The organism is Microbacterium sp. 1154 (genome assembly GCF_031455375.1).
GTDB lineage: Bacteria > Actinomycetota > Actinomycetes > Actinomycetales > Microbacteriaceae > Microbacterium.
Window position 1 is genome coordinate 194,318 of record NZ_JAVDSN010000001.1, and the last position, 24,818, is coordinate 219,135.

At 70.9% G+C, this 24,818-nt stretch carries 22 protein-coding genes; 6 read left to right on the top strand and 16 right to left on the bottom strand.

Annotation, left to right across the window (positions count from 1 at the left end; all coding sequences use genetic code 11):
* Positions 1-21 precede the first annotated feature (21 nt).
* On the bottom strand, positions 22-618 hold the full coding sequence (locus tag J2X55_RS00775; RefSeq protein ID WP_309821501.1) for a biotin transporter BioY: 597 nt from the start codon (positions 616-618) through the stop codon (positions 22-24).
* 65 nt (positions 619-683) lie between these two features.
* Between J2X55_RS00775 and J2X55_RS00780 the strand changes: the two genes are divergently transcribed.
* Positions 684-1,235, top strand: coding sequence for a TetR/AcrR family transcriptional regulator C-terminal domain-containing protein (locus tag J2X55_RS00780; protein WP_309821502.1), 552 nt, complete (start codon positions 684-686; stop codon positions 1,233-1,235).
* A 174-nt stretch (positions 1,236-1,409) separates the two neighbouring features.
* On the opposite strand, the gene J2X55_RS00785 is transcribed toward J2X55_RS00780, so the two are convergent.
* The 3 genes from J2X55_RS00785 to J2X55_RS00795 form a co-directional block, all read right to left on the bottom strand.
* On the bottom strand, positions 1,410-2,654 hold the full coding sequence (locus tag J2X55_RS00785) for a cytochrome b/b6 domain-containing protein (RefSeq protein ID WP_309821503.1): 1,245 nt from the start codon (positions 2,652-2,654) through the stop codon (positions 1,410-1,412).
* Between the two features lie 672 nt (positions 2,655-3,326).
* On the bottom strand, positions 3,327-4,292 hold the full coding sequence (locus tag J2X55_RS00790) for an electron transfer flavoprotein subunit alpha/FixB family protein (RefSeq protein ID WP_309821504.1): 966 nt from the start codon (positions 4,290-4,292) through the stop codon (positions 3,327-3,329).
* Positions 4,292-5,068 carry an electron transfer flavoprotein subunit beta/FixA family protein gene (locus tag J2X55_RS00795; protein WP_309821505.1) on the bottom strand — a complete coding sequence of 259 codons (777 nt, stop codon included), beginning with the start codon at positions 5,066-5,068 and terminating at the stop codon, positions 4,292-4,294. Before J2X55_RS00795 ends, J2X55_RS00790 begins: the two co-directional genes overlap by 1 nt.
* A 216-nt stretch (positions 5,069-5,284) precedes the next feature.
* Here J2X55_RS00795 and J2X55_RS00800 point away from each other — a divergent pair, with 216 nt between their 5' ends.
* Entirely contained in the window at positions 5,285-5,812 is a 528-nt protein-coding gene (locus tag J2X55_RS00800) for a MarR family winged helix-turn-helix transcriptional regulator (protein ID WP_115916966.1), read from the top strand.
* Between the two features lie 4 nt (positions 5,813-5,816).
* On the opposite strand, the gene J2X55_RS00805 is transcribed toward J2X55_RS00800, so the two are convergent.
* The 3 genes from J2X55_RS00805 to J2X55_RS00815 form a co-directional block, all read right to left on the bottom strand.
* Entirely contained in the window at positions 5,817-6,605 is a 789-nt protein-coding gene (locus tag J2X55_RS00805; protein ID WP_115916964.1) for an enoyl-CoA hydratase-related protein, read from the bottom strand.
* 204 nt (positions 6,606-6,809) lie between these two features.
* Positions 6,810-7,988: an acyl-CoA dehydrogenase family protein gene (locus tag J2X55_RS00810; protein ID WP_309821506.1), complete on the bottom strand. Its 1,179-nt coding sequence runs from the start codon at positions 7,986-7,988 to the stop codon at positions 6,810-6,812.
* An 80-nt stretch (positions 7,989-8,068) separates the two neighbouring features.
* Positions 8,069-8,806, bottom strand: coding sequence for a VIT family protein (locus J2X55_RS00815; RefSeq protein WP_115916960.1), 738 nt, complete (start codon positions 8,804-8,806; stop codon positions 8,069-8,071).
* A 161-nt stretch (positions 8,807-8,967) separates the two neighbouring features.
* On the opposite strand from J2X55_RS00815, the gene J2X55_RS00820 reads away from it, so the two are divergent.
* Together J2X55_RS00820 and J2X55_RS00825 are read left to right on the top strand one after the other, a co-directional pair.
* The gene (locus J2X55_RS00820; protein WP_309821507.1) at positions 8,968-12,693 is read left to right on the top strand and encodes a choice-of-anchor I family protein; all 3,726 of its coding nucleotides are present in this window, start codon (positions 8,968-8,970) and stop codon (positions 12,691-12,693) included.
* Positions 12,694-12,826: 133 nt separating this feature from the next.
* Complete coding sequence (locus J2X55_RS00825; protein WP_309821508.1) at positions 12,827-13,261, top strand: GNAT family N-acetyltransferase; 435 nt, start codon at positions 12,827-12,829, stop codon at positions 13,259-13,261.
* 72 nt (positions 13,262-13,333) lie between these two features.
* Here the strand turns inward: J2X55_RS00825 and J2X55_RS00830 are convergent, their stop codons facing one another.
* The 6 genes from J2X55_RS00830 to J2X55_RS00855 form a co-directional block, all read right to left on the bottom strand.
* Positions 13,334-14,056, bottom strand: coding sequence for a Type 1 glutamine amidotransferase-like domain-containing protein (locus tag J2X55_RS00830; RefSeq protein WP_309821509.1), 723 nt, complete (start codon positions 14,054-14,056; stop codon positions 13,334-13,336).
* 83 nt (positions 14,057-14,139) lie between these two features.
* Positions 14,140-15,318, bottom strand: coding sequence for a thiolase family protein (locus J2X55_RS00835; RefSeq protein ID WP_309821510.1), 1,179 nt, complete (start codon positions 15,316-15,318; stop codon positions 14,140-14,142).
* Entirely contained in the window at positions 15,318-16,502 is a 1,185-nt protein-coding gene (locus J2X55_RS00840; protein WP_309821511.1) for a bifunctional 2-methylcitrate synthase/citrate synthase, read from the bottom strand. The genes J2X55_RS00835 and J2X55_RS00840 overlap by 1 nt, the downstream gene beginning before the upstream one ends.
* A gap of 200 nt (positions 16,503-16,702) precedes the next feature.
* A complete protein-coding gene (gene prpB / locus J2X55_RS00845; RefSeq protein ID WP_115916948.1) occupies positions 16,703-17,602 on the bottom strand; it encodes a methylisocitrate lyase in 900 nt (299 codons plus the stop codon).
* Between the two features lie 127 nt (positions 17,603-17,729).
* Positions 17,730-19,256 carry an MmgE/PrpD family protein gene (locus J2X55_RS00850; protein WP_309821512.1) on the bottom strand — a complete coding sequence of 509 codons (1,527 nt, stop codon included), beginning with the start codon at positions 19,254-19,256 and terminating at the stop codon, positions 17,730-17,732.
* Positions 19,253-19,882, bottom strand: coding sequence for a GntR family transcriptional regulator (locus J2X55_RS00855; RefSeq protein WP_309821513.1), 630 nt, complete (start codon positions 19,880-19,882; stop codon positions 19,253-19,255). Before J2X55_RS00855 ends, J2X55_RS00850 begins: the two co-directional genes overlap by 4 nt.
* 144 nt (positions 19,883-20,026) lie before the next feature.
* Between J2X55_RS00855 and J2X55_RS00860 the strand changes: the two genes are divergently transcribed.
* Entirely contained in the window at positions 20,027-20,341 is a 315-nt protein-coding gene (locus J2X55_RS00860; RefSeq protein ID WP_115916942.1) for a YbjQ family protein, read from the top strand.
* 84 nt (positions 20,342-20,425) lie between these two features.
* Here the strand turns inward: J2X55_RS00860 and J2X55_RS00865 are convergent, their stop codons facing one another.
* Entirely contained in the window at positions 20,426-20,995 is a 570-nt protein-coding gene (locus J2X55_RS00865) for a TetR/AcrR family transcriptional regulator (RefSeq protein ID WP_309821514.1), read from the bottom strand.
* Positions 20,996-21,123: 128 nt separating this feature from the next.
* On the opposite strand from J2X55_RS00865, the gene J2X55_RS00870 reads away from it, so the two are divergent.
* A complete protein-coding gene (locus tag J2X55_RS00870; RefSeq protein WP_309821515.1) occupies positions 21,124-22,098 on the top strand; it encodes a zinc-binding dehydrogenase in 975 nt (324 codons plus the stop codon).
* 304 nt (positions 22,099-22,402) lie between these two features.
* On the opposite strand, the gene J2X55_RS00875 is transcribed toward J2X55_RS00870, so the two are convergent.
* Both J2X55_RS00875 and J2X55_RS00880 read right to left on the bottom strand, forming a co-directional pair.
* A complete protein-coding gene (locus J2X55_RS00875; protein WP_309821516.1) occupies positions 22,403-22,882 on the bottom strand; it encodes an NUDIX domain-containing protein in 480 nt (159 codons plus the stop codon).
* Positions 22,882-24,483, bottom strand: coding sequence for a DUF4407 domain-containing protein (locus J2X55_RS00880; RefSeq protein WP_115916934.1), 1,602 nt, complete (start codon positions 24,481-24,483; stop codon positions 22,882-22,884). The genes J2X55_RS00875 and J2X55_RS00880 overlap by 1 nt, the downstream gene beginning before the upstream one ends.
* Positions 24,484-24,818: the final 335 nt, after the last annotated feature.

Consider the following 24,818-nt stretch of genomic DNA (forward strand, 5'->3'; position numbering starts at 1 on the left):
TCTCACCGGGCTGCGACGGGCTCACGCGCGGACGACCGCCACGGCGTCCACCGGAGCATCCCACTCGCGTCGGAAGCCTCGCGGGTACGCGCGGACCAGGGCCGTGACCACGACGGTCGCGAGCGCGGCCTTGAGCAGGTCGCCGGGAACGAAGACGAGGCTCGCCAGGGCCGTCTCGCCGAGGGGCAGGCGCGTGACGAGACTCTGCACGGGGATGCCGAGGGCGTAGATCGCGACGATCCCGCCCGCGACCATGGCCAGGGCCGTTCGCCAGACCACCGGGCGACGACCCCGCGCGTGCACCACCCATCCGATGACCGCCGCGCCGAGGATCCACCCGAGCGCGTACCCCGCGGTGGGGCCGAAGAAGACGGCGATACCCCCGCGTCCGCCGGCGAGGAGCGGGAGTCCCACCGCGACGAGGGCGAGGAGGACCGTGACCGAGAGGGCGCCCAGCGCCGGGCCGAGGATGGCGCCGGCGAGCATCACCCCGAGCGTCTGCGCGGTGATCGGCACTCCGCCGAAAACCGGGAAGCTCCCGGGGAGCCCGAGGACGGCGATGAGAGCGGCGAAGACGGCCACGCGGGCGAGATCGGTGGCATCGGGAGAGCGGCGCATGAGAGCCTTTCGGGTCGGGTACCTGAACAGTGTTCACGTGAACGGCGTTCACTATACTCAGGCGCATGGCACCGCGAGGACATACGGCCGACGACGTCGCGAGCACCGCCCTGCGGATCCTCGACGACCACGGCCTCCCCGACCTGACGATGCGTCGCCTCGCGACCGCCCTCGACGTCCAGGCCAGCGCGCTGTACTGGCACTTCCCGAACAAGCAGTCGCTGCTCGCAGAGCTGTCGGACCGGATCGTGGGACGCATGGCATCCGCCCCCTCGGGCGACCTGCGCGCGCGAGCCGGCGCCCTGCGCGACGCCCTGCTAGCCTACCGAGACGGCGCCGAGGTCGTCTCGAGCACCCTCGCTCTGGGCCTCGGCTCGCCGCTCGCACACGATCAGCTCGCCGACGCCGTCGCTACCGAAGGCTTCGCACCCGACACGGCCCGGCGGGTCGCCACCACCGTGCTGCACTACGTGCTCGGGTTCGTCTGGCACGAGCAACAGCGCCTGCAGTACGACAGCGCCGGGGCGCGGGAGGGCACGACCGGGCTCGCGAGCGACGACTTCGACTTCGGCCTCGAGCTCATCGTCGCGGGACTGCGCGCGCGCCGTCGGGTCTGACCGGCACCCGGTCGGTTCGCCGGAGAAGCCACTCGCCGACCCCGACGACCTCGCGAGCGCGGCGAGGCCGCAGGTGTTCGCCGAGAACGCACGCATTTCGTCGCGATGTCCTGCGTCCTCGACGAACGGGTACGTCTTCGAGCATGCTCGGCGGGCTCCCGCTCGGGCGGCGGGTCAGCGCTGCTTGACCTCGCCGAACAGGCGCGCGATCGGCACGAGCACCGCGGGGCGCGCGGCCACCCAGGCCGCCGCCATCACGACGAGGGATGCCGCGAAGATCAGCAACCCGGTCGGGTCGCCGGTGAAGGCCTCCGGGTCGACCGAGCCGCGCGCCGCATACATGTGATTCAGGTTGCGCAGGGCGCCGGTCGCGAGCACGAGGGCGACGTGCACGACGATGAACGCCACGAAGAACAGCATGGTCGGGAAGTGGACCTTGCGGGCCCACTCGACCGGGTAGAGGCGGTTCAGCTTGTCGGCGTTCTTCGGCCACACGCCCGACAGGCGCACGCCGCTGATGATCGCGAGGGGCGCGGCGACGAAGGTGATCGCGAAGTACGACAGCTGCTGCAGGCTGTTGTAGTTGACCCAGCCGTTCTCGGTGGGCCAGTCGAGAGAGGCGTACTGCAGTGCGGCCGAGAGCGCGTTGGGGAGCACCTCCCACGAGGTGGGGACGATGCGCATCCACTGCCCCGTGACGAACAGCAGCACCACGAAGACGACGCCGTTCGCGATCCAGAGGATGTCGAGCGCCTGGTGGAACCACAGCGCGAGGCTGATGCGGCGCTTCTTGTTGTTCCGCGGAGACCAGAACGCGGCGGGCCGCTTCTCTCGACGCACCTGCCAACCGGTGCGGATGATCAGCAGGAGGAAGAAGCTGTTGAGGAAGTGCGACCAGTTGAGCCACGCCGGAAGCCCCACCGGCGCGGACTCGGGCAGGGGGTACTCCCCGGGGAACGCCGCGAGGAACTCCCGCCCGGGCCCGATCGCGAGCACGAAGCGGGCGAGCAGCACGACGATCCCGACGAGGGCGAGCGCGAAGACGCCGAGCACGGCGGTCGAGCCGAGCAGCTGGATGGGCGAGTAGTCCCCGAGGGCGGCACGCGCCGCGGGCCGCGGCGGGGTCGCCGCCGCAAGCTTCTGCCCCGTGATCCCCGCCGTCGCTGCGTGGCTTCGGGCCGCGGCTCCCGGCCACACCGTGCGGGGAACGGTCAGCGGCGGACGCGCGGGCGCCGACGCGGAGGGGATGCCGCTCTGCGCCGCCGGAATGCGATTCGCCCGGGGGGTACCGGTCGGTGCGGTCAGACCCGCCGGCGCGGAAGCATCCCCACCGGCAGTGACCCCGGTCGGCGCACCCGCGCCCTGCGCGGATCCGCGCGACGTCGCGGGGTTCCCGGCATCCCGTTCGCCCGTCGTCACAGCTTCCGCGGCCCCGGCCTCCACACCAGGATCGGATTCGCTCCCCGGAATCGGACGCACCGGCTCCGCCGATCCGATTCCGCGGTGATTCTCCGATTCCGGTGCGCTGCGCGCGGCAACGGACGGGTTCGCGGATGCCGGCGGCCAGGGCTTCCCGCCCGGTTCGCGGGGCAGACCCCGGCGCACGGCATCCGTCTCCGGGGCCGAGGGGGACGGCTGAGACTCGAGCTCCGCATCGACGGGCTCGACGGGCTCAGGCGCGGGAAGTGACGGTGCCGGGGAGTGCGCACCGGAGCGGCCGGAAGGAACGGCGGATGCCGGCGGCCAGGGCTCCCCGCCCGGCTCGCGGGGCAGACCCCGGCGCACACCGGTCGCCGCAGCATCCGACGTCGCGCTCTCTTGTTCCGGTCCGACCACGCGACTCCCGACCTCAGTGGATTCGGAGGCGTGCACCGGATTCGGACGCGGAGTGGCCTCTGATCCGAATTCATCGCGCGGAGCCGAATCCGCTGCGGGTGAGACGGCGCCCCGTTTGTCGACGGCGGACGCGGCACCATCCGCCGCATCCTGAGGCGAACGCGCCGCGGGCGCGCCAGGACCCGCGGGCGGCCAGGGCTCCCCACCGGGGACGCGCGGCAGCCCGCGACGCGGAGTGCGGGGGGTGGACGCCATCTACTTCTTGTGGGCCTCTAGCGCGCTGATGAGTTGCGGGACGACGGTGAACAGATCTCCGACGATACCGAAGTCGGCGATGTCGAAGATCGGCGCCTCCGGGTTTTTGTCGATCGCGACGATGGTGCGCGCGGTCTGCATGCCCGCACGGTGCTGGATCGCGCCCGAGATGCCCAGCGCGACATAGAGGCGCGGCGACACCGACACCCCGGTCTGCCCGACCTGCGCGGCCGCGGGGACGTAGCCCGCGTCGACGGCCGCACGCGAGGCGCCGACGGCCGCCCCCAGCGCGTCGGCGAGCCGCTCGACCAGGGCGAAGTCCTCTTTCGATCCCACTCCCCGCCCGCCGGCGACGACCACGTCGGCACCCCGCAGCTCGGGTCGCGTCGAGGGAGCGGACGTCTCGTCGAATGCCTCGACACGAGCGCAGGGGATCCCGGATGCCGACACCTCGAGGGCCCGCACGGCGAGCGGCTGCGCGTCGAGGCGTCCCCCGACGGAACCGGGGCGCAGGGTCGCGACGAGGGGACCGAAGGTGGGCGCGCCGTCGACGGTGAAAGCGCCGCCGAACGCCGAATGGTGGGCCACGACCCCGAGGTCGTCGCGGGAGACGCCGACGATGTCGGTGGCGAGCGGCAGGCGCAACCGCACCGCGAGACGGGCCAGGGCGTCGCGCGGCTCGATCGCGTTCGAGGCGACGACGAGGTCGGGGGTCTCGGCCGCCACCGCGGCGGCGAGAGCGTCGACGACCGGGCCGGTCAGCTCGGCGGGGTCGACCTCGACGGTGAGCACGCGCACCGCCCCGAGTCCGGCGGCCTCTTCGGCGGCGCGGTCGAGGCTCCCGGCCGGGGCCGCGATCACCGCGACCGGCTCGGCGACCGCCGCAGCCGCCACCAGCAGCCCGGCGGACGAAGCGGCGAGCGCCCCGGACGGCAGCACCTCGAGCAGCACGAGGGCGACGCTCATCAGGCCACCCCCTCGGCCACGAGGTAGGCCGCGAGCTTCTCGCCCGCGTCACCCTCGTCGACGATCTTCGTCCCGGCCTCGCGCGGCGGCCTCTCGGCGACCGCGAGCATGATGTAGCGCGCCTGAGCCGGGTCTTCGGCCTCGACGCCGACTTCTGCGGCATCCAGGGTCTCGTACGGCTTCTTCTTGGCGGCCATGATGCCCTTGAACGTCGTGAACCGCCCCTCGGGCAGGGCTTCGGTCACCGAGACCACGGCAGGGAGCGGTGCCGACACGCGCATCGTGCCGGCGTCGCTCACACGGTCGCCGGACACGGCGTCGTCGGTGACCTCGAGACTCGACAACGCGGTCAGCTGCGGCACACCGAGGAGCTCGGCGACCATGGCGGGAACGACTCCCCCGCCGCCGTCGGTGGAGAGGTTGCCCGCGACCACCAGGTCGAACCCCGTGCGCCGGATGGCCGCCGCGAGCACATCGGCCGTCAGTAGCAGATCGGCACCGCGCAGGGCGTCGTCGACGATGTGCACGGCCGAGGTCGCGCCCATCGCGAGGGCCTTGCGCACCGTCGCCGTTGCCGAGGCGGGAGCCATCGTGAGCACCACGACCTCGGTGCCGGGGTGCGCGTCGGCGTGTGAGAGAGCGGCTTCGACCGCGCGCTCGTCGATCTCGTCGAGCACCGGGGCCGACCCGGCGCGGTCGACGAGACCGGTCTCGAGGTCGAGGCGACGTTCTCCCCACGTGTCGGGGACTTCTTTGATCAGCACCACGATCTTCATCGACCTGGCTCCTTCGGTGAGGGGAGGGATGCCGCGGCCGCCGTGCGGCGGACGGACTCGCGGCGCGGGGGGTCAGCGCATGAGGTGCGCGGCGCCCGGACCGGCGCCGCCGCGGACGGGCCCGACGCGACGACGGACCCGCTCGCGGTCGGTGCGGGAACCGGCGGCCGCGTGCGAGGGCCACGCGAGCGGTACCGTGAAACGCGAGGAGGACCGATGACGCGACGATTGCCGGTCGACCCGATCGCCGAGGCCAAGCGCCAGTGGCTCGCGCACGGGTGGGACGAGGCCGCGGACGGCATGACGGTCGTGACCTCGGTGATCCGCGCGCACCAGCTGCTCATGGCATCCATCGACCGAGCCTTGAAGCCCTTCGACCTGTCGTTCTCGCGGTTCGAGATGCTGCGGTTGCTCGCCTTCACGCGCGAGGGCCGGATGCCGATGGCCAGCGCCATCGCCCGTCTCCAGGTGCACCCGACGAGCGTCACGAACACGGTCGAGCGCCTCGCTCGAGACGGGCTCGTGACGCGCGAACCGCACCCGACCGACGGGCGTGCGGCCCTGCTCGCGCTCACCGCGGACGGGCGTCGACGGGTCGACGACGCCACGACGGCCTTGAACGAGGTGTTCGCCGATCTGGGCCTCGACGACGAGGACGCGACCGCGCTCGTGCGGATCATCGCGCGTTTCCGCAAGGGCGCCGGCGACTTCGCCGACCCCTCACCGGTGCCCGATCCGCTCTGAGCGCTCATCGGTGCGTGAACGACGGCGACCGCTTCTCGCGGAAGGCCGCCATCCCCTCCTTCTGGTCGGCGGTGTCGAACAGGGCCGCGAAGGCCTGACGCTCGAAGCGCACGCCCTCGGCCAGCGTCGATTCCAGGGCCACGTCGAGAGCGGCCTTGGCCGCGTACAAGGCCGGGAGCGGCTTCTCGGCGATCGTGCGGGCGACCGCCTCGGCTTCGTCGAGCAGGTCGGCCGACGCCACCACACGAGAGACGAGTCCGGCGCGCTCGGCCTCGGCGGCGTCGATCATGCGTCCGGTGAGCACGAGCTCGGCGGCCTTGTAGTACCCGAGCGCGCGAACGAGCCGCTGCGTTCCGCCCATGCCCGGGATCACGCCGAGCTGCACCTCGGGCTGACCGAACTTCGCTCGATCGGATGCCAGGATGACATCGCACATCAGCGCGAGCTCGCACCCGCCGCCCAGGGCGTACCCCGAGACCGCGGCGATCACGGGCGTGCGAACAGCGGCGAAACGGGCCCAGGCACCGAAGTGGTCGGTGAGCATCATGTCGAGACCCGACTTCTGCTCCATCTCTTTGATGTCGGCACCGGCCGCGAAGGCCTTCTCGCTGCCGGTCACCACGATCGCGCCGACGCCCTCGTCGGCGTCGAACGTCTCGGCCGCCGCGACGACCTCGGTCATGGTCCGCGTGTTGAGCGCGTTCAGCGCCTCGGGCCGGTCGAGGGTGATCCACCCGACGCGTCCGCGCTGCTCGACGCGGATCGTCTCGTACCCGGCATCCGGCTCGCTCATGGTGACTCCTGTCGTCTCGGATGATGGTCGGCGCGTTTCGTCCGTCCTGGAATGCTCGCACGCCCCACCGACATCGACCGAGGGTCTTGCCGAGACGGATCCCCCCTCCGCGACACCGGGGCGTTCGGGGCGGGTTCGGCCGGTCGGGGCGCAGAATTCACGCCCCGGGCCGTCGAATCCGCCCCGAACCGACGAGAAAGCACCTCACGCAGCCAGGACGCTGCGACCGACGATGAGCCGCATGATCTCGTTCGTCCCCTCGAGGATCTGGTGCACGCGCAGATCGCGCACGACCTTCTCGATGCCGTAGTCCTGCAGGTAGCCGTATCCGCCGTGCAACTGCAGCGACTCGTTGGCGACGCGGAAGCCGACGTCGGTCGCGAACCTCTTCGCCATGGCACACCGGGTCGCGGCATCCGGAGTCTTCGCATCCAGGGCGGTCGCCGCATCGCGCACGAGCAGTCGTGCGGCTTCGAGCTCGGTCGCCATGTCGGCCACGGCGAACACCACGGACTGCTTCTCGCTGAGGGCCTCGCCGAAGGTGAACCGCTCGTGCACGTATGCGACGGCGCGATCGAGCGCCCACCGCGCCCCGCCGAGGGAGCAGGTGGCGATGTTCAGGCGACCGCCGTTGAGGGCGTTCATCGCGATCGAGAAGCCGCGTCCCTCGCCGCCGAGGAGGTTCTCGGCGGGCACGCGCACCTCGTCGAGGATGACGGGACGGGTGGGCTGCGCGTTCCAGCCCATCTTCTTCTCGTTCGCTCCGAACGAGAGTCCTTCGGAGTCGGCGGGCACGAGGAAGGCGCTGATGCCGCGCGCTCCCGGCTCCCCCGTGCGAGCCATGACGACGTAGACCGACGCCTCGCCCGCGCCCGAGATGAACTGCTTGACCCCCGTCAGCACGTAGGTGTCGCCGTGCCGGATCGCCGAGGTGGTGATGGCCGCGGCGTCGGACCCGGCGCCGGGCTCGGTGAGGCAGTAGGCGCCGAGATCTTCCATGGCCACCAGCGACGGCAGCCACCGCTCGCGCTGCTCGGCGGTGCCGTAGGTGTCGATCATCCACGCGACCATGTTGTGGATCGTGATGTAGGCCGTGACCGTCGGGTCGCCGTAGGCGAGCTCCTCGAAGATCGCCACCGCGTCGACGCGCGACAACCCGGCGCCGCCCACGTCGTCGTTGACGTAGACGCCGCCGAGACCCAGCTCCCCCGCGCGGCGCAGCACGTCGCGGGGGAAGTGCTTCTCGGCATCCCATTCGAGGGTGCGCGGGGCGAACTCGGTCGCCGCGAAGTCGCGCACCGCGTCGAGGATGGCATCGCGCTCGTCGGAACTCAGGGTGCCGGTCGACGGGGCGTCGAGCGCGGGAGCAGGGGTGGTGTCCATGCGGCTCTCCTTCGGAAAGCGACGGCGTCGTCGCTCCCCTCAGATTACCTGGACGTCCTACTAATTGATAGAGGTACCGACTACGAGGCGGAGACCCCGAACAACGCGCCGACCGCGTAGGTCGCGGCGAGCGCGAGCGCACCGCCGACCACCGTGCGCAGCACCGCCCGCCCGCGCCGCGCTCCTCCGAGGACCGCGGCGACGTAGCCGGTGATCGCGAGCGCCATGAGGACGGCGACGAAGGTGAGAGGTACGCGGATCTCGACCGGCGCCAGCAGGATCGTCGCGAGCGGCAGCAGCGCGCCGATGGTGAAGGCGACCGCCGAGGCGAAGGCCGCGGCCCACGGGCTCACGACATCCTCTGCGTCGATGTTGAGCTCGACCGAGAGGTGGGCCTTGAGGGCGTCGGATGCCGTGAGCTCGTTCGCCACGCGCGTCGCTGTGTCACGCGAGAGCCCCTGGGCCTCGTACATGCCCACGAGCTCGGCGAGTTCGGCCTCGGGGTCATCGGCGAGCTCACGCCTCTCTTTCTGGATGAGGGCGTGCTCGCTGTCGCGCTGGCTCGAGACCGAGACGTACTCGCCGAGCGCCATTGAGACGGCCCCACCGACGAGGGCGGCGAGGCCCGCGATCAGCACCGGACCGGTGTCGCTCGCGGCCCCCGCGACACCGACCACGACCGCGGCCGTCGAGACGATGCCGTCGTTGGCGCCGAGCACGCCGGCGCGCAACCAGTTCAGTCTCTGCGAGAGCCCCTGGCGATGGGGCTCATCGGAGTGGGGCCCCGGGGGCGTCGCCGCGGGCGCGTTCTCGGTCATGCGACGAGCGTACGACCGCGTCCGTCCCGACGGGCCGATGACGGTTCACGGCCGTCGCGTTCCCTCCCCGTTCACCGGGTCGTCACGAACTCCAGGCAAAATCCACAGGATCGCGCCGCCCGTGCCGATCGCCATCCCCACCCGAACCCGAGGACACAGCCATGCCTTCGACCTTCCTCCGACGCGCCGCCGCGTTCACCGCGACGACCGCGGCGGTGTGCGCTCTCGCCCTCTCGAGCGCCACCGCGGCCTCCGCCGCGATCGTCCCCCAGCCCGTCTCGAACAGCGCCACGGGCGCTGCCCTGTCGGTCACCCCGGTCGGCTCGTACGACACCGGCGTCTACAAGGAGTCGGCCGCCGAGATCGTGCAGGCTTACCGCGACCGTCTGTTCGTCGTCAACGCGCAGGCCGGCACCGTGACGGTGCTCGACAACAGCGACCCAACCAAGCCCGTCAAGCTGTTCGACATCGCCTCCACCGGTGTCGCCAACTCGGTCGCCGTCCGCGACGACGGTCTCGGCGTCATCGCCTTCGAGGCAACGACCAAGACCGACGCCGGTCACCTCGTCTTCTTCGACGCCAACAAGACGGATGCCGCGAGCGCGAAGCTCGGCGAGGTCACCGTCGGCGCTCTGCCCGACATGGTGACCTTCTCGAAGGACGGCTCGTATGCCGTCGTCGCCAACGAGGGCGAGCCCGCCGCCGACTTCTCGGTCGACCCCGAGGGCTCGGTCAGCGTCATCGCACTCTCGTCCGCCCTCACCGCCCCCGCGCAGAGCGCGGTCAAGACCGCGGGGTTCCGCGCCTTCGAGCCGGGCGGCACGAAGACCCTGGACTCCAAGGTCCGTGTCTTCGGTCCTGACGTGGCGGCCCCGGGCCAGGATGCCGCGACCCTGTCGACCAACCGCGTCTCGCGCAACCTCGAGCCCGAGTACATCACCACCGACGGCACCGTGGCCTACGTCACCCTGCAGGAGAACAACGCGGTCGCGACGGTGGACCTCACGAAGGCCGAGGTCACCGGCATCCTGCCCCTGGGCTACAAGGACTGGGGCACCGTCGGCCTCGATCCGAGCGACAAGGACGGCGTGAACATCCGCACCGTCTCGAGCCTGAAGGGCCTTTACATGCCCGACGGAATCGCCTCTTACTCGGCGAACACAAACGGCACCGCGACGACCTATCTCGTGACCGCAAACGAAGGCGACGGGCGCGAGTGGGGCTCGTTCACCGATGAAGCCCGCGTGAAGGACCTCGGCAAGAACGGCCTGGGCGCGGTCTGCGCCACCTCGCCGCTCGCCGGCCGCTCCGCCGACACCGACCTGGGTCGCCTCAAGGTCGTCACCGACCTCGGGAAGACCGCGGACGGCTGCTACAGCGAGCTGTACGCCTACGGCGGGCGCTCGTTCTCGATCTGGGACACCAAGGGCGCTCTCGTCTTCGACTCGGGCGACCAGTTCGAAAAAAAGCTGAAGGACGTCGCTCCGCAGCTGTTCAACGTCTCGAACGACAACAACACCGTCGACGACCGCAGCGACGACAAGGGCCCCGAGCCCGAGAACGTCACCATCGGCGTGGTCGACGGCCGCACCTACGCCTTCATCGGTCTCGAGCGTGCGGGCGGCGTGATGGTCTACGACATCACCGACCCCGCCAAGGCGACCTACGTCACCTACGTCAACAACCGCAACGCCGCAGCCGACGTCAAGACCGCCGCGTCCGGCGACCTCGGACCCGAGGGCATCACCTTCGTCTCGGCCCTGCGCTCGCCGACCGGCGTGCCGCTGCTGGTCACGGGCAACGAGGTCTCGGGCACCACCACCGTGTTCGAGGTGCGCCCGACGCAGCCGAAGACGCCCGACCTGCAGATCCTCACGATCAACGACTTCCACGGTCGCTTGCTGCAGGAAACCGGGGGCGTCGCGGGAGCCGCGGTGCTCGCCGGGGCCGTCGAGAAGTACCGCCAGCAGAACCCGAACACCCTGTTCGTCTCGGCCGGCGACAACATCGGCGCGAGCGCCTTCGAGTCGTTCATCGACCAGGACACCCCGACGATCAAGGCGCTGAAGGCCGCGACCCTCGACGTCAGCGCGGTGGGCAACCACGAGTTCGACCGCGGTTTCGCCGACCTGACCGATCGGGTCATCCCCGCCTACGGCGGGAACTCGGGCGCATCGAGCGACTTCGCGCTCGGCGCGAACGTCTACCAGAAGGGTACGAAGACCCCGGCCCTCAAGCCCTACACGATCAAGCAGGTCGGCAACACGAAGGTCGCTTTCGTCGGCACCGTCACCCCGCAGACGGCCGGCATGGTCGACCCCTCGAAGATCACCACGATCGAGTTCGGCGACGAGACCGAGGCCGTGAACCGCGAGGCCAAGAACGCCCGCGCGGCGGGTGCCGACATCGTCATCGTCCTGGTCCACGACGGCTCCGAGAGCACGGACTGCGCCACGATCGCGACCGAATCCAGCGACTTCGGTGCCGTCGTGCGCGGCGCCTCGGCCGATGTCAACGCGATCGTCTCGGCGCACACGCATCAGAAGTACTCGTGCACCATCGGGGGGCGCTCGGTCATCCAGACCGGCTCGTACGGCACCAACCTCGGCACGCTCGACATCGATCTGGACGCATCCGGCAAGCTCACCTCAATCACGCCCGGCGTGCGCGCGCTGCTGGAGCCCGCGGTCACGCAGTACATCGCGTACCCGCAGGCCGCGACCGCGAAGATCGTGGCGGATGCCAAGGCCACCGCCGACACCAAGGGCAAGGTCGAGGTCGGCACGATCACCGCCGACATCACCCGCGCGAAGAACAGCTCGGGTGCCGAGGACCGCGGCGCCTACTCCACGCTCGGCAACACCGTCGCCGACGTGTACCTCTGGGCGACGAGCGAGAACCCCTCGTTCAACGGGCAGGACGCGCAGATCGCGTTCATGAACCCCGGCGGACTGCGCGCCGATCTGCTGTACGGCTCCGACAACGGCTCGGTCTCGTACCGCGAGGCCGCGAACGTGCAGCCCTTCGGCAACACCCTGGTGACGCTCTCGCTCACGGGTGCGCAGCTGAAGCAGCTGCTCGAGCAGCAGTGGCAGCCGGGGAAGCCGCGTCCGGTCCTCGCGCTGGGCGTATCGAAGGGCTTCACCTTCGAGTACGACCCCGCCGCGGCGCAGGACAAGCGCATCGGCAAGATCCAGCTGAACGGAAAGCCGATCGTCGAGACGCAGTCCTACCGCGTCGTCACCAACTCGTTCCTCGCGGCCGGCGGCGACAACTTCGGCGTCTTCAAGGAGGGAACGAACAAGGCCGACTCCGGTCAGATCGACCTGCAGGCCACGGTCGACTTCTTCACCGCGAAGAAGAGCGTCGCGCCCTCGCCGCTCGGTCGGGCGTACCTGACCGGTTCCCAGCCCGTCGACGAGGGATCGACCTCGCCGAGCCCCACGCCCACGCCGAGCCCCACGGGTCAGCCCACCGGCAGCCCCACGGCTTCGCCGTCGACCTCCGCGAGCATCACGGCGAGCGCGGCGCGCGTCGAGCAGGGCGGATCGTTCACGGTCACCGTCTCGGGGCTGAAGGCCGGCGAGCAGCTGACGGCGACGCTCAACAGCACGCCGATCGTGATCACCGGCATCCCCGCCGCCGACGCCTCCGGCACCGTGACCTTCCGGGTGAACGTGCCCGCGGCTCTCGAGCCCGGAGCGCACACGGTGGTCATCACGCGCGCCGACGGCACCGTTCTGCCCGCTCTCGCGGTCGAAGTGGTCCGCAAGGGCGCCCTGGCGGCGACGGGCGCGCAAGCGCCGTGGGGCATCGCCCTGGCGGGCGGCTTCCTCGTGGTCGCGGGCGGTCTCGCCTTCGCGATGCGCCGCCGCCGCACCGCCTGACGCCTGCGCGGGGAACGGCCCTCACCTTTCGGGGTGGGGGCCGTTCCCTTTCGCAGGGGTCGCCAGGTTTTGTCGCCCTCAGGCACCCGAAAGCAACGAATTTCGGCGACGCGCGCGTTCATAGAATCGATGAATGGACATCCGCCTCCGCCCGAGCATGCCCGGCGATATCGAGTGGCTCGTGGAACTGCGCGCCGAGGTCTTGCGCGCAGATCTGGAGCGCCTCGGTCGGTACGACGAGCACCGTGTCCGCGAGCGCATGCGCGCAGGCTTCCGTCCCGAGTTCACCCGGGTCATCGTCGTCGATGGGGCGGATGCCGGCTCCATCACCGTCCGGCCCGACGGGGCCTCGCGCTGCATCGAGCATTTCTACCTGGCATCCGCCCTCCAGGGCCGGGGCGTGGGCGGCGAGGTGCTGGGTCGTGTGCTCGCGGAGCCTCACGACGGTCCGACGCGCCTGAACGTGCTGCAGGGCAGCCCCGCCCGTCGTCTCTACGAGCGCGCCGGCTTCACCCTCGACTCCGAGACCGAGGTCGACGTCTTCCTCTCCCGCGCACCCCGGGCGTGAGCGGCCACTTTCTGTCGCCAAGAAGGCGGCCAGGCGACAGATTGTGACCCCTCACGCGCCGATCGGGACCCCCTAGCGGGCAGCGCGGATCACCTCGACACCGATTCCGGCTGCCGTGCCCTCCACGCGCCAGACCTGCCCGCTGCCGAGGACGCTGGGGGCGGCCCGCGCCGAGATCACCAGGGCCGTGTGTTCGTCGATCGCGACACCCTCGCCGATGAGCCCGACGTCGACCGCGGCGACCAGACGCGAGAGCGTTCCCCACTGGGCGGCATGCACGTCGACGGCGAAGGCGAGGAGCCCGAGACCCTGGCGCACCTCGACTTCATCGAGCTCCTCACCGGCGTCTTGCGACACGACCTCGACGCCGCTCACGCGGTACCCGCCGACGAGCGCGGGACCCGCCGCGATCACCGAGCCGGCGGAGAACCCGGCGTAGGGCATCCCATCACGCACGCGCTCGGTCACGGCATCCCGGACCCGTCCAAAAGCGTCGAGATACGCCGGGGTCAGACCGCCGCCGACGAAGAGCGCATCGGCCTCCAGCGCCGAAGCGTCGAAGACCTCGCCCTCGACGATCGACTCGACACGGAGCTCGCCCGCCCGGGCCCCGGCGGCCTCGAGCAGCGCAACGGTGCGCTCCACGGAGGAGTCATCACCTGCCTCGAGCACGAGCAGCACCGCGATCACGGGCGCGCGATCACCGGCCTGCTCCCGCGCCTCGTCAACGAACGGACGCAACAGGTCACCGCAGCGCGCGGCATCCCGCCCACCCCCGAGAAGGAAGACACTCATGCGCCCAGTATCCCCGCGTGAGGGGCCACTTCTTGTCGCCGAACACGCGGCCAGGCGACAAGAATCGGCCCCTCACGCGCCGGTCAATACCGCCGCAGGAGCGCCGCCAGGGCCTGGCCGCCGCCGATGCACATCGTCACCACCGCATACTCGAGGTCGCGGCGCTGCAGGTCGAGCGCCGCGCGCACCGTGAGGATCGCTCCCGTCGCCCCGACCGGGTGGCCGAGGGCGATCGCGCCGCCGTAGGGGTTCACCTTCTCGGGGTCGAGGCCCGCGTCGCGGATCACCGCGACCGCTTGCGCGGCGAAGGCCTCGTTCAGCTCGATCACGTCGACATCGGCGGGGGCGAGCCCCGTCTGCTCCCACAGCCGTTGCAGGGCGATGACCGGGGCGTAGCCCATGATCTCGGGGTCGACGCCTGCGGTGGTCACGGCTTCCAGGGTCGCGAGGCCCGTGAGGCCGCGCTCGCGAACGTCGTCCTCGCGCATCAGCACGGTCGCGGCGGCGCCGTCGTTGATGCCCGAGGAGTTGCCCGCGGTGACCGAGCCGTCCTTCTCGAACGCGGGCCGCAGCCCCGCCAACGTCTCGAGAGTGGTCCCCGGTCGCGGGTGCTCGTCGACCGCGACCTCGACCGGCCGCTTTCCGCCGATGGTCACGGGCACGATCTCTTCCGCGAAGGCCGCGCGGGCGGCATCCGTCGCCGCTCTCCGCTGGCTCTCGACGGCGAAGGCGTCCTGCTCCTCGCGAGAGACGGAGTATCGGGATGCCACGACCTCGGCCGTCGTGCCCATGTGCCGGCCGCTGAAGGGGTCGGTGAGGATCGCGAGCGTGCCGTCGAGCAGCGTCCGGTCGCCGAGGCGCGCGTTGCCGCGAGCTCCGTAATCGAGGAACGGGGTGCGCGACATGCTCTCGTCGCCCCCGGCCACGGCGACGTCGATGCCGCCCCAGCGAAGCTCCTGGGCCGCCGACCAGATGGCCTGCAGGCCCGAGCCGCACAGGCGGTTCACGGTGAAGGCGGGAACGCGGGTGGGCAGCCCCGCGGCGAGCGCGACGCGGCGAGCGTTGTACGCGTCGGGGCCGTTCTGCGCGATGCAGCCCATGACGACCTCGTCGACCGCGTCCTTCTCGACGCCCGCGCGCCGCAGTGCCTCGGTGACAGCGACGGCGCCCAGCTCGTACGCGTCGACGCCCGAGAGCGAGCCGGCGAACGAGCCGATCGGCGTGCGGGCGCCCGAGACGAGGACGATCTTCTGCGCGGTCATCAACCGGCCGCTTCCTCGGGTCGCTCCTGGGCCTCGACGTCCGCGGCATCCGGGACGTATCCCGCGACGTGCCGTTCGTCGGGCCCGACATAGACCGACAGGGGTCGGATGAGCGCGTTCGCTGCCTGCTGCTCGCGGATGTGGGCGGTCCAGCCGGTCACGCGCGCCGCGACGAAGAGGGGCGTGAAGGTGAGCGTGTCGAAGCCCATCAGGTCGTACGCCGGACCCGACGGGTAGTCGAGGTTGGGGTAGATGCCCTTGCGCTCGACGAACTGCGACTCGAGCGCGTCGTAGAGGGCGGCGACGTCGGGGCGGTCGTAGTGCGCGACGAGGGTGTCGAGCGCGGCCTTCATCGTGGGCACGCGCGAGTCGCCGCGCTTGTAGACCCGGTGCCCGAAGCCCATGATCTTGCGCTTCTCGGCGAGGGCGGTGTCGAGCCAAGGCCCGACGTTCTCGGCCGAGCCGATCTCGGTGAAGACGTGGAGCACGGCCTCGTTCGCGCCGCCGTGCAAGGGGCCCTTGAGCGCGCCGATCGCGCCGACCACCGCGGAGTACAGGTCGCTGAGTGTCGAGGCGATGACCCGCGCGGTGAAGGTCGAGGCGTTGAAGGAGTGCTCGGCGTAGAGGATCATCGAGCGGGTGAAGGCGTCGACGACGACCGCGTCGACCTCCTCCCCGAACGTCATCCAGAGGAAGTTCGCCGCGTAGTCCAGGTCGTCACGGGGCTCGACCAGGTCCTCGCCGCGGCGGCGGCGCTGGCCGTACGCGACGACAGCGGGCAGCTGCGCCCACAGGCGGACAGACCGCTCGAGGTTCTCTTCCGGGGTGCCCACGGCATCCATCACGTTCGAGATCCCCGCGGTCTCACGCGCGCCGATCACGCTCACGGCCGTGCGCACCTCGTCCATCGGATGGGCCGAGGTCGGCAACAGGTCGATCGCGGCACGGACGTCGTCGGTCAGCGCCCGGTGTTGACGCTCGGTGCGGCGCAGGGCGGCGAGCTGTTCGGCATCCGGAAGCTCTCCGTTCCACAGCAGATACACCACCGCTTCGAAAGGCTGGGTGGCGGCGAGCTCCTGCACGGGGTAGCCGCGGTAGAGCAGGCTGTTGGTCTCGGGGTTGACCTTGCTGACGGCGGTCTCGTCGACCGTGACCCCCGCGAGGCCCTTCTTGATGTCGGTCATCGTCTCTCCCTTGAGTCGTTAGCGATCTTCACACGGGGCGCCGGCGGCTCTGCCGACCATGTCCCACTTTCGGCGGTCTTCCGGTCGATCCCGAACGACCGTGTCCCACTTCGCGCTGCGTGGAAGCCCTCCGGGCAGCGCAAAGTGGGACATGGTCTGCGCGAATCGGGACATGGTCACCCCATCCACACCAACACGCCTCAGCGCTCCACCGTGAAGTCGAACACGTCGGCGTCGAAACGCGTGTAGCCCTCGTAGTCGATGAGGTCATAGAGGTCGGCGCGGTGCTGCATCTCCCCGAGCTGGTCGCGCAGATGGCCCTCGGCTGCCAGGGCGTCCAGCCCGCGCCCGGCCGCGCCCATCGCGAGCCGCAGCAGCGACACGGGCCAGATGACAAGGTTCACGCCGGCGTCGCGCAGCTGGGCGGTGGAGAACAGCTCGCTCTTGCCGAACTCGGTCATGTTCGCCAGGATCGGCACGTCCAGCGCCGAGCGCATCGCCTCGAACTCGCCCAGGTCGCGCATCGCCTCGGGGAAGATGGCGTCGGCGCCGGCGTCGACCAGGGCCTTCGCGCGGTCGATCGCGGCATCCAGCCCCTCGACCGCCCGCACGTCGGTGCGCGCCATGATGAGGAAGTCGGGGTCGCGGCGGGCATCGACCGCGGCGCGGATGCGCTTGATCGCGGTGTCGGCGTCGACGACGCTCTTGCCGTCGAGGTGGCCGCAGCGCTTCGGGTTGACCTGGTCCTCGATGTGGGTGCCCGCGAGCCCCGCGTCTTCGAGCGTCTGGATCGTGCGCGCGACGTTCATCGGCTCGCCGAACCCGGTGTCGGCGTCGATGATCGCCGGAAGCTCCGTCATGCGCGCGATCTGCTGGCCGCGACCGGCGACCTCGGTGAGGGTCGTCAGCCCGATGTCGGGAAGACCCAGGTCGGCCGAGATCACCGCACCCGAGATGTAGACGCCGTCGAAGCCCTTGCGCTCGATGAGCCGGGCCGACAGCGGGTTGAAGGCTCCCGGCATCCGGACGAGCTCTCCGGATGCCAGCTTCTCGCGCAGCGCGCGACGCTTCTGGGCCGCGGTGGTCTGGGCGTAGAGCATCAGTTCTCCTCCGTCGGGTGTGCGGAACTCCGGAAGAACCGTGTCCCGCCCGAGCGGCGCCCGCGGAATGACGCGGGACCGGAGCCCTCGGCCCGGGAGAGTTCAGGAGTTAAGCACGGCCCGAGCATCAGAACAGCCCCTTCGGCGCCGGCGCCAGGGCCAGCACGCCGGGCTTGGCGACGATCGTCAGCTGCATGACCTCGGCGGGCGTCAGTTCGGGCAGGCGCTGCACGAGCTCGAGGAACCGCTCGATCTCTTCGGGCAGCAGCACCGGCTCGGCGAGCAGGCGGAACTTGCGGATGTAGTCCTCGCGCGCGAAGGGCCGGGCGCCGAGCGGGTGGGCGTCGGCGACGGCGATCTCGTCCTCGACGGTCGAGCCGTCGGTCAGGGTGATGACGACGCGGCCGCCGAAGGCCTTCTCGTTCGGGTCCTCGGAGTGGTAGCGGCGCGTCCACTCGGCATCCTCCGCCGTGGTGACCTTGTGCCAGAGTTCGACGGTGTCGGGGCGACCGGCCCGCTCGGGCGCGTACGAGTCGACGTGGTGCCACGCGCCGTCCTGCAGGGCGACGGCGAAGATGTACGGGATCGAGTGGTCGAGCGTCTCGCGCGAGGCGGTGGGGTCGTACTTCTGCGGGTCGTTCGCCCCCGAGCCGATCACGTAGTGGGTGTGGTGGCTGGTGTGCAGGACGATGGATGCCACCTTCGCCGGGTCGCGAAGGTCGGGGCGCTCGGTGCCGAGGCGGCGGGCCAGGTCGATCCAGGCCTGCGCCTGATACTCGGCCGAGTGCTCCTTCGTGTACGAGTCGAGGATGCCGCGCTTGCTCTCGCCCTCGCCGGGGAGGGGCACGTCGTACGAGGCGTCTGGGCCGTCGAGCATCCAGGCGATCACGCCGTCCTCTCCCTCGTAGATCGGGGAGGGGCTGGTCTCTCCGCGCATCGCCCGGTCGACGGCCTCGATCGCCATCTTCCCGGCGAAGGCGGGAGCGTGCGCCTTCCACGTCGAGATCTCGCCCTTGCGCGACTGGCGGGTGGCGGTGGTCGTGTGCAGGGCCTGCCCGATGGCCTGGTAGATCGTCTCCTGGTCGAGGTCGAGCAGGGTGCCGATACCGGCAGCCGCGGCCGGACCGAGATGGGCGACGTGATCGATCTTGTGCTTGTGCAGCGAGATGGCGCGCACCAGGTCGATCTGGATTTCGTACGCCGTGGCGAGGGCCCGCACGAGCGCCGCCCCGTCGCGGCCGGTGTGCTGCGCGACGGCGAGCACCGGCGGGATGTTGTCGCCGGGGTGCGAGTAATCCGCCGCGAGGAAGGTGTCGTGGTAGTCGAGCTCGCGCACGGCCACGCCGTTCGCCCAGGCCGCCCACTCGGGGCTCGTACGGCGCTCGAGCAGGCAGCCGAAGACGGTGGCACCCGGTCCGCCGATCGAGACGGCGTGGTCGAGCGCCTGCTGGCGTGCCGCACTCACGGGCTGGCGCGTGATCGAGGCGGCCGCGACGGCCGCGTTGTCGATGAGGCGGTTGACGATCATGTCGACCACGTCGTCGTCGACGGCCACCGGGTCGGTCGCGACGCGCGCGAGGGCCCAGGCGAGCTGGCCCTCGCGGGCCAGGTTCTCGTCGCTGCGGTGCACGCGCACGTGGTGGGTGATCGTCATGAGGGGTCCTCCGTGAGGGCTTCGAGGATGGTGGTGAGGGCGTTGTGCAGGTGCACGTGGGTGGCGTGGGCGGCGAGTTCGGGGTCGCCGGCGCCGATCGCTCTCGCGATCAACTCATGCTCCCCGGCCGAGGCCGAGAGACGAAGAGGGTTGTCTCGCGCCATGCGTCGCACCCGCACGAGGTGCGTGCGCACGCTGCGCAGCGCGGCGGAGAGGTAGGCGTTGTCGACGGCGGCGTCGATCGCGGAGTCGAAACGGGCGATGAGGGCGTAGTACGCATCGGCCTCAGCGGTGTCGACGGCGGCGAACTCGGTCGCGAGCCGGCGAAACCCCCCGTGATCTCCGCGTCGGGCGGCCAACCGTGCCGCCTCGGTCTCGAGCGCCCGGCGCAGATCGAAGAGAGAGCCGATGTCTTCGGCGTCGATGCCCGCGACCACCGTCACGCGCGCCGATGCCTGGGTGACGAGCCCGTCGGATGCCAGGCGGCGCAACGCCTCGCGAAGGGGGGTGCGGCTGACTCCGAGGCGCGTGGACTGCTCGACCTCGGCGAGGACGGTTCCCGGCGAGAGCGCCCCGGTCTGGATCTCGTCGAGGAGCGTGGCGTAGGCGCGATCACCCGCACGCATGCTGCCCCCTCGCCGTCATTTCTCCAGTGTATACACTCTGCGGGTGCGAGCGGGATTTTGCGCACCTCGGCCCCCGGTTAGGTATACACAGAGCGGCTCGATTCACCCCTCGCGGCGCGCTCCTTCACCTGCCACACTGGGCGCATGCTGGTCACGACCATGAACGATGTCCCGGGCCGCCAGATCGTCGAGGTGTACGGCGAGGTGACGGGCCTGACCGTCCGCGCGCGCAACATCGGTGTGCAGTTCGGCGCCGGCCTCAAGTCCATCTTCGGCGGCGAACTGCAGGGCCTCACCAAGCAACTGCAGGACAGCCGCGACGAAGCCAAGCAGCGTCTCGTCGAAGCCGCCCAAGCCGTCGGCGCCGATGCGGTCATCGCGATGCGCTTCGACACGAGCGAGGTGGCGCAGAACTTCCAGGAGGTCGTCGCCTACGGCACCGCGGTCAAGCTGGCCTGACCCGCCCTCACCCCGCGTGGGGCGCCGAGACGTGTCGCCTCGACGCCTCGCCAGCAACACATTCCGGCCACTCCCGCAAGCAGGTCAGCCCCACGACTCCAGCGTCGGGGCTACGGATGCCAGAGTCGACAGCGCCGCGTCACGATCGGCGCGCGCGAGGGTGAGGCCTGCCACCACGAGCGAGGCGCAGACCGCGGCGAGGGCGTCCACGGCATCCGGAGTCAGATCCGGACGCCGGTCGGCGACCGCCGCGCGGATCGCGGCGCGCATCTCGGCGGCGTAGTCCGAGACGAGCGTGCGCACCTCGGCGTCATCGCTCGCGAGCGACGACGACCCGGCGTTCAGCAGCAGGCAGCCGAGCCGGGCGCGGGGGGCGTCGGACTCGATCGCCGAGCGCATCTCGTCGACGTAAGCCTCGAGGGCGCCGGGGTCTCCCCCGCCGAGCGGGCGCAGGCGCGTGCGGACCACATCGTCGAGGTACGCCGACAGGACCGCGTCGAAGAGCCCGCGCTTGCTGCCGAAGGCGTTGTAGAGGCTCGAGCGGGTGAGACCCGTGGCCTCTTCGAGCTCGACGATCCCCGCTTCGGCGTACCCGCGACGCCAGAAGACGTCGCGCGCGGCGTCGACGACGGCGGAGCGCTCGAAGCTCGGCATCCTGCCCATGGTCTCTCCCTCGCCTCGGCGGCTGAGCCTGTGATCACGCTCAGGGCCCTCTCAGTTGCGTTCCGAGGACCGAGGTCTATATTAGACCGGTCGTTACAAAATAACCACAGGAGGAATCCATGCGCGCAGTCATCCACCACGAGTTCGGCGAGCCGGCCGACGTCCTCGGCGTCGAAGAGGTCGAGAACCCGACCCCCGGCCCCGGTGAGGTGCGCCTGCGCGTGCTCCTGTCGCCCATCCACAACCACGACCTGTGGACCGTCCGCGGCACCTACGGCTTCAAGCCCGAGATGCCCGCCCGCGCCGGCACCGAAGCCGTGGGCGTCATCGAAGAACTCGGCGAGGGCGTCGAAGGACTCACGGTCGGCCAGCGCGTCGCCACCGGCGGCACCTTCGGCGTGTGGGCCGAGCAGGTCGTCGCGAAGGCAGCGGGTCTCATCCCCGTCTCGGAAGGACTCAGCGACGAGGTCGCCTCGCAGCTCGTCTCGATGCCCTTCAGCGCGATCAGCCTGCTGCACTCTCTCGACCTCGAGGCCGGCGACTGGATCGTGCAGAACACCGCCAACGGCGCCGTCGGCCGCATGGTCGCGCAGATCGCCAAGGCCCGCGGCGTCAACGTCGTCGGCCTCGTGCGCCGGCAGAGCGCCGTGGACGAGCTCGCCGCACAGGGAATCGACAACGTCGTCTCGACCGACGCCGAGGACTGGCGCGACAAGGCCCTCGCCCTCGTCGGCGACGGCACCGTCGTCGCGGGCGTCGACTCGGTCGGCGGACCGGCCGCGGGCCAGGTGCTCTCTCTCCTCAGCGAGAACGGCACGCTCGTGATCTTCGGCTCGATGGGCGCGGGCAAGCTCGAGCTCGGCGCCGGCGACCTCATCTTCCGCCAGGCCACCGTGAAGGGCTTTTGGGGCAGCGTCGTCAGCAAGACGATGGATGCCGAGACCCGCGGCGCCCTCTTCGGCGAGCTGTCGCGCTATCTCGCCGACGGCACCCTGACCCTGCCCGTCGCCGCCACCTACGGTCTCGACGACATCGTCGAGGCCGTGACCGCGAGCGACTCGCCCCGCGTGGGCAAGGTGCTGCTGCGCCCGTGACCGCGTCGCGCCGCGGGGCTCGCGCCCCGCGGCGCGCGGGGCCGAGCCCCTCTTGAGTGTCCAGAACACCCGGACGATTTTTCGAAACGTCCGGGTGTTTCGGACACTCGTGCGTGCGGCGCGCGGGCGCCCGAGGCGATGCGGATCCCCCGGGCGGGGCGGCAGCGCGGGGAGGGTCGCCGCGCGTAACTCCTGAGAGAACGGCGCACGCCGGGCGCTGCGCCCTCTGGTCCAGGGCGCCGAGGAGACCGGGCCCCCGCCGTTCAGGAGTTACGCACGACCTCCGCCCCCAGCGGGCAGCGCCTCAGTCGCCACCCAGGCCCTGAAGCACGGCGGCGAGCGCGTCGATCGCGGGGCGCTGCCCCTTCACGAGCGCCTCGCGCGCGGCATCCAGGCCCATCCACTCGGCGCGGTCGACCTCGGGGAACGTCGCGGTCCTGCCGGAGCGAGGCGGCCACGCCATCTCGAAAGTGCCGAAGGTGAAGTCGGATGCCGTGAACCCGGTGCCGTCGCCCGCGAACACCACCACCTTCTTGCCGCTCGAGTACGCGAACGTGCCGAGCTCGGCCCACGCGACCTCGGGCGCATCGACGCCGAGCTCCTCGCGGAACTCCCGGTGGGCGGCATCCAGGGCCCCCTCCGTGTCGGGGTCGTACTCGCCCTTCGGGATCGACCAGGCGCCGGCGTCTTTCTTCGCCCAGAACGGGCCGCCCATGTGCGCGACGAAGACCTGCGGTTCCGGGACGAGCCGGTACAGCAGGAGTCCCGCGCTCCACACGACCATCAGGTCACGGTCGCCGGAACGCGGTTCGCCTCGTCGGCGATGATGTCGGCACGCTTGCGGAAGGTGCGGGCAGACACCCGGTCGAGGGCGATCTGCCCGCGCATCTTCTCGGCCTTCTCGTACAGCGAGGGGCCGCCGAAGCCGGTCAGCACCTTCACGAGCACGGGCAGCAGCTCGATCATGAAGAACAGCGCGGCGATCAGGTAGTGCGCCCAGCGCAGCGTCGGCTCACGGTCCGACAGGCGCTCGAGCGCGGTGATCTGGCTCAGCAGACCCACCGCCCCCGCGTTGCCGTCGGCGACGGACGAAGCCCTCGCGTTGTAGGCGGTGAGCGCGGATTCGTACTGAGCGCGAGCGGCGGGTAGCTGGTCTTCGGCCTGCTGCTTGTTCTGGTCGGCCGACGAGGCGGCGGCCTCGGCTCCGGCGGAGTTCGCCGCGGCCAGCGTCGACTGCGCCTGCGCGAGCTGGGTCGACAGCGAGTCGTACGCCGACTGCGCCTGCGCGAGCTGGGCCTGCGCCGCATCGGAGCTCGCGCCGTTGCCGGCGACGCCGGTGCAGCCGGGAACCGTCCCTGCGCCCTGGCCGGTGAGCTCGCACTGGTACACGGCGCGGGCCTGGTCGATCACGCTCTGCTGGGCGGCGAGCTGCTGGGTCAGCTGGTCGACGCTCTGCTGCGCTGCGGCGGATTCGGCCGAGGTCGACGAGGTTCCGGTCACGATGCCGGTCGCCGCCTGGTTCTCGAGCGCCGACACCTGCGCGCTCGCGGCGTCGAGCGCCTGCTTCTCGGGTCCGTTGGTCACGGCATCCTGATCCGTGAGGGCCTGCGTGACGTTGGTGGAGTTCACCTCGCGCACGATGTCGTTCTGGAACACCTGCAGCACCAGGGGCTCCGCCACCACGATGCCGATGAGCGCGGCCATGATGACGCGGGGCATGGCGAGACCGAGCAGCCGGAAGATGTTCTTCGTAGAGCGCATCGTCGAGGTGAGGAAGCGGTCGAGGTTGAAGATGATGAGGCCCCACACGATCGCGAGAGGGATCGCGAGCCACAGGCTCACCCGCACGCCCGTCAGCAGAGCGAACATCATCGACAGCGACGAGACGAGCGCGGTCCCCGCGAGCACGAGGAACATCTGCACGAAGCGCGGCACCTCTTCGGGTACCTCGTCGAGCACGTCGTTGTCCGCACCGCCGAGCACGGCCATCCGCCGGACGAGCGACAGGCGGGGGCGGCGCGGGTCGTGACGGCGCAGGCGGGGCGGACGGGGTTCGGATGCCACGGGGGCGACGGCCGGGGCGGCCTCGAGGTTCCGCGGCTCGTCGTCGGCGACCGGCTCGGGCTCGGGCGACGCGGGCTCGGGGTCCCGCTCGATCGGGACGGTCGCGGCGTCCGCCGGGGCGTCGTCGAGGGGGAGGGTCTCGTCGTCGGCGGGCGGGGCGCCCCACGGCTCGGGGGTGTGATCCTGGGGTTCGGCGGGACGGTTCGCCGCGTTCTGCGCGGCGAGGATGTCGTCGAGATACTGCTCGCGTTCCTCGTCCGTCGTGAACTCGATGCGGCCGTCGGAGCCGAAACGGCCGGGCCGGTGAGCGGAAAAGGACATTCGCACAGGGTACGACGCCCGCCCTGCTCTCTCCTGAGCGGGGCCTGAGGTACGGCCGGGCGCGGCCGGCCGGTGGTCGCCGCCGAGATCACCCCGGTTGCGCGAGCTGACCCACGAGGCTGCCGCATCGTGGGTGATCTGGGGAGAAGAGTGTCATCTCGATGCAGCGCCGGCCGACTACCCCCACCCGGCGATACGCAGAAGCCCAACCCGCCGCACTGCCGCCGCGGCATCCGCCCCCTCCTCACGCATAAACGCTGTGCGCGACGGGAAACGCGAGCACACCGCGTTTATGGTCGCTGGAAGCGTTTATACGGAGGGGCCGGGCCGGTTCT

What these genes read in the sequence shown, in the direction of transcription:
- J2X55_RS00835 (WP_309821510.1), bottom strand. Translation starts at nt 15,318, where the DNA reads ATGACCGCGCAGAAGATCGTCCTCGTCTCGGGCGCCCGCACGCCGATC.
- J2X55_RS00805 (WP_115916964.1), bottom strand. Translation starts at nt 6,605, where the DNA reads ATGAGCGAGCCGGATGCCGGGTACGAGACGATCCGCGTCGAGCAGCGC.
- J2X55_RS00780 (WP_309821502.1), top strand. Translation starts at nt 684, where the DNA reads ATGGCACCGCGAGGACATACGGCCGACGACGTCGCGAGCACCGCCCTG.
- J2X55_RS00820 (WP_309821507.1), top strand. Translation starts at nt 8,968, where the DNA reads ATGCCTTCGACCTTCCTCCGACGCGCCGCCGCGTTCACCGCGACGACC.
- J2X55_RS00815 (WP_115916960.1), bottom strand. Translation starts at nt 8,806, where the DNA reads ATGACCGAGAACGCGCCCGCGGCGACGCCCCCGGGGCCCCACTCCGAT.
- J2X55_RS00865 (WP_309821514.1), bottom strand. Translation starts at nt 20,995, where the DNA reads ATGCCGAGCTTCGAGCGCTCCGCCGTCGTCGACGCCGCGCGCGACGTC.
- J2X55_RS00855 (WP_309821513.1), bottom strand. Translation starts at nt 19,882, where the DNA reads ATGCGTGCGGGTGATCGCGCCTACGCCACGCTCCTCGACGAGATCCAG.
- J2X55_RS00800 (WP_115916966.1), top strand. Translation starts at nt 5,285, where the DNA reads ATGACGCGACGATTGCCGGTCGACCCGATCGCCGAGGCCAAGCGCCAG.
- J2X55_RS00790 (WP_309821504.1), bottom strand. Translation starts at nt 4,292, where the DNA reads ATGAGCGTCGCCCTCGTGCTGCTCGAGGTGCTGCCGTCCGGGGCGCTC.
- J2X55_RS00880 (WP_115916934.1), bottom strand. Translation starts at nt 24,483, where the DNA reads ATGTCCTTTTCCGCTCACCGGCCCGGCCGTTTCGGCTCCGACGGCCGC.
- J2X55_RS00850 (WP_309821512.1), bottom strand. Translation starts at nt 19,256, where the DNA reads ATGACGATCACCCACCACGTGCGCGTGCACCGCAGCGACGAGAACCTG.
- J2X55_RS00870 (WP_309821515.1), top strand. Translation starts at nt 21,124, where the DNA reads ATGCGCGCAGTCATCCACCACGAGTTCGGCGAGCCGGCCGACGTCCTC.
- J2X55_RS00775 (WP_309821501.1), bottom strand. Translation starts at nt 618, where the DNA reads ATGCGCCGCTCTCCCGATGCCACCGATCTCGCCCGCGTGGCCGTCTTC.
- J2X55_RS00825 (WP_309821508.1), top strand. Translation starts at nt 12,827, where the DNA reads ATGGACATCCGCCTCCGCCCGAGCATGCCCGGCGATATCGAGTGGCTC.
- J2X55_RS00830 (WP_309821509.1), bottom strand. Translation starts at nt 14,056, where the DNA reads ATGAGTGTCTTCCTTCTCGGGGGTGGGCGGGATGCCGCGCGCTGCGGT.
- J2X55_RS00875 (WP_309821516.1), bottom strand. Translation starts at nt 22,882, where the DNA reads ATGGTCGTGTGGAGCGCGGGACTCCTGCTGTACCGGCTCGTCCCGGAA.
- J2X55_RS00840 (WP_309821511.1), bottom strand. Translation starts at nt 16,502, where the DNA reads ATGACCGACATCAAGAAGGGCCTCGCGGGGGTCACGGTCGACGAGACC.
- J2X55_RS00795 (WP_309821505.1), bottom strand. Translation starts at nt 5,068, where the DNA reads ATGAAGATCGTGGTGCTGATCAAAGAAGTCCCCGACACGTGGGGAGAA.
- J2X55_RS00860 (WP_115916942.1), top strand. Translation starts at nt 20,027, where the DNA reads ATGCTGGTCACGACCATGAACGATGTCCCGGGCCGCCAGATCGTCGAG.
- J2X55_RS00810 (WP_309821506.1), bottom strand. Translation starts at nt 7,988, where the DNA reads ATGGACACCACCCCTGCTCCCGCGCTCGACGCCCCGTCGACCGGCACC.
- prpB (WP_115916948.1), bottom strand. Translation starts at nt 17,602, where the DNA reads ATGCTCTACGCCCAGACCACCGCGGCCCAGAAGCGTCGCGCGCTGCGC.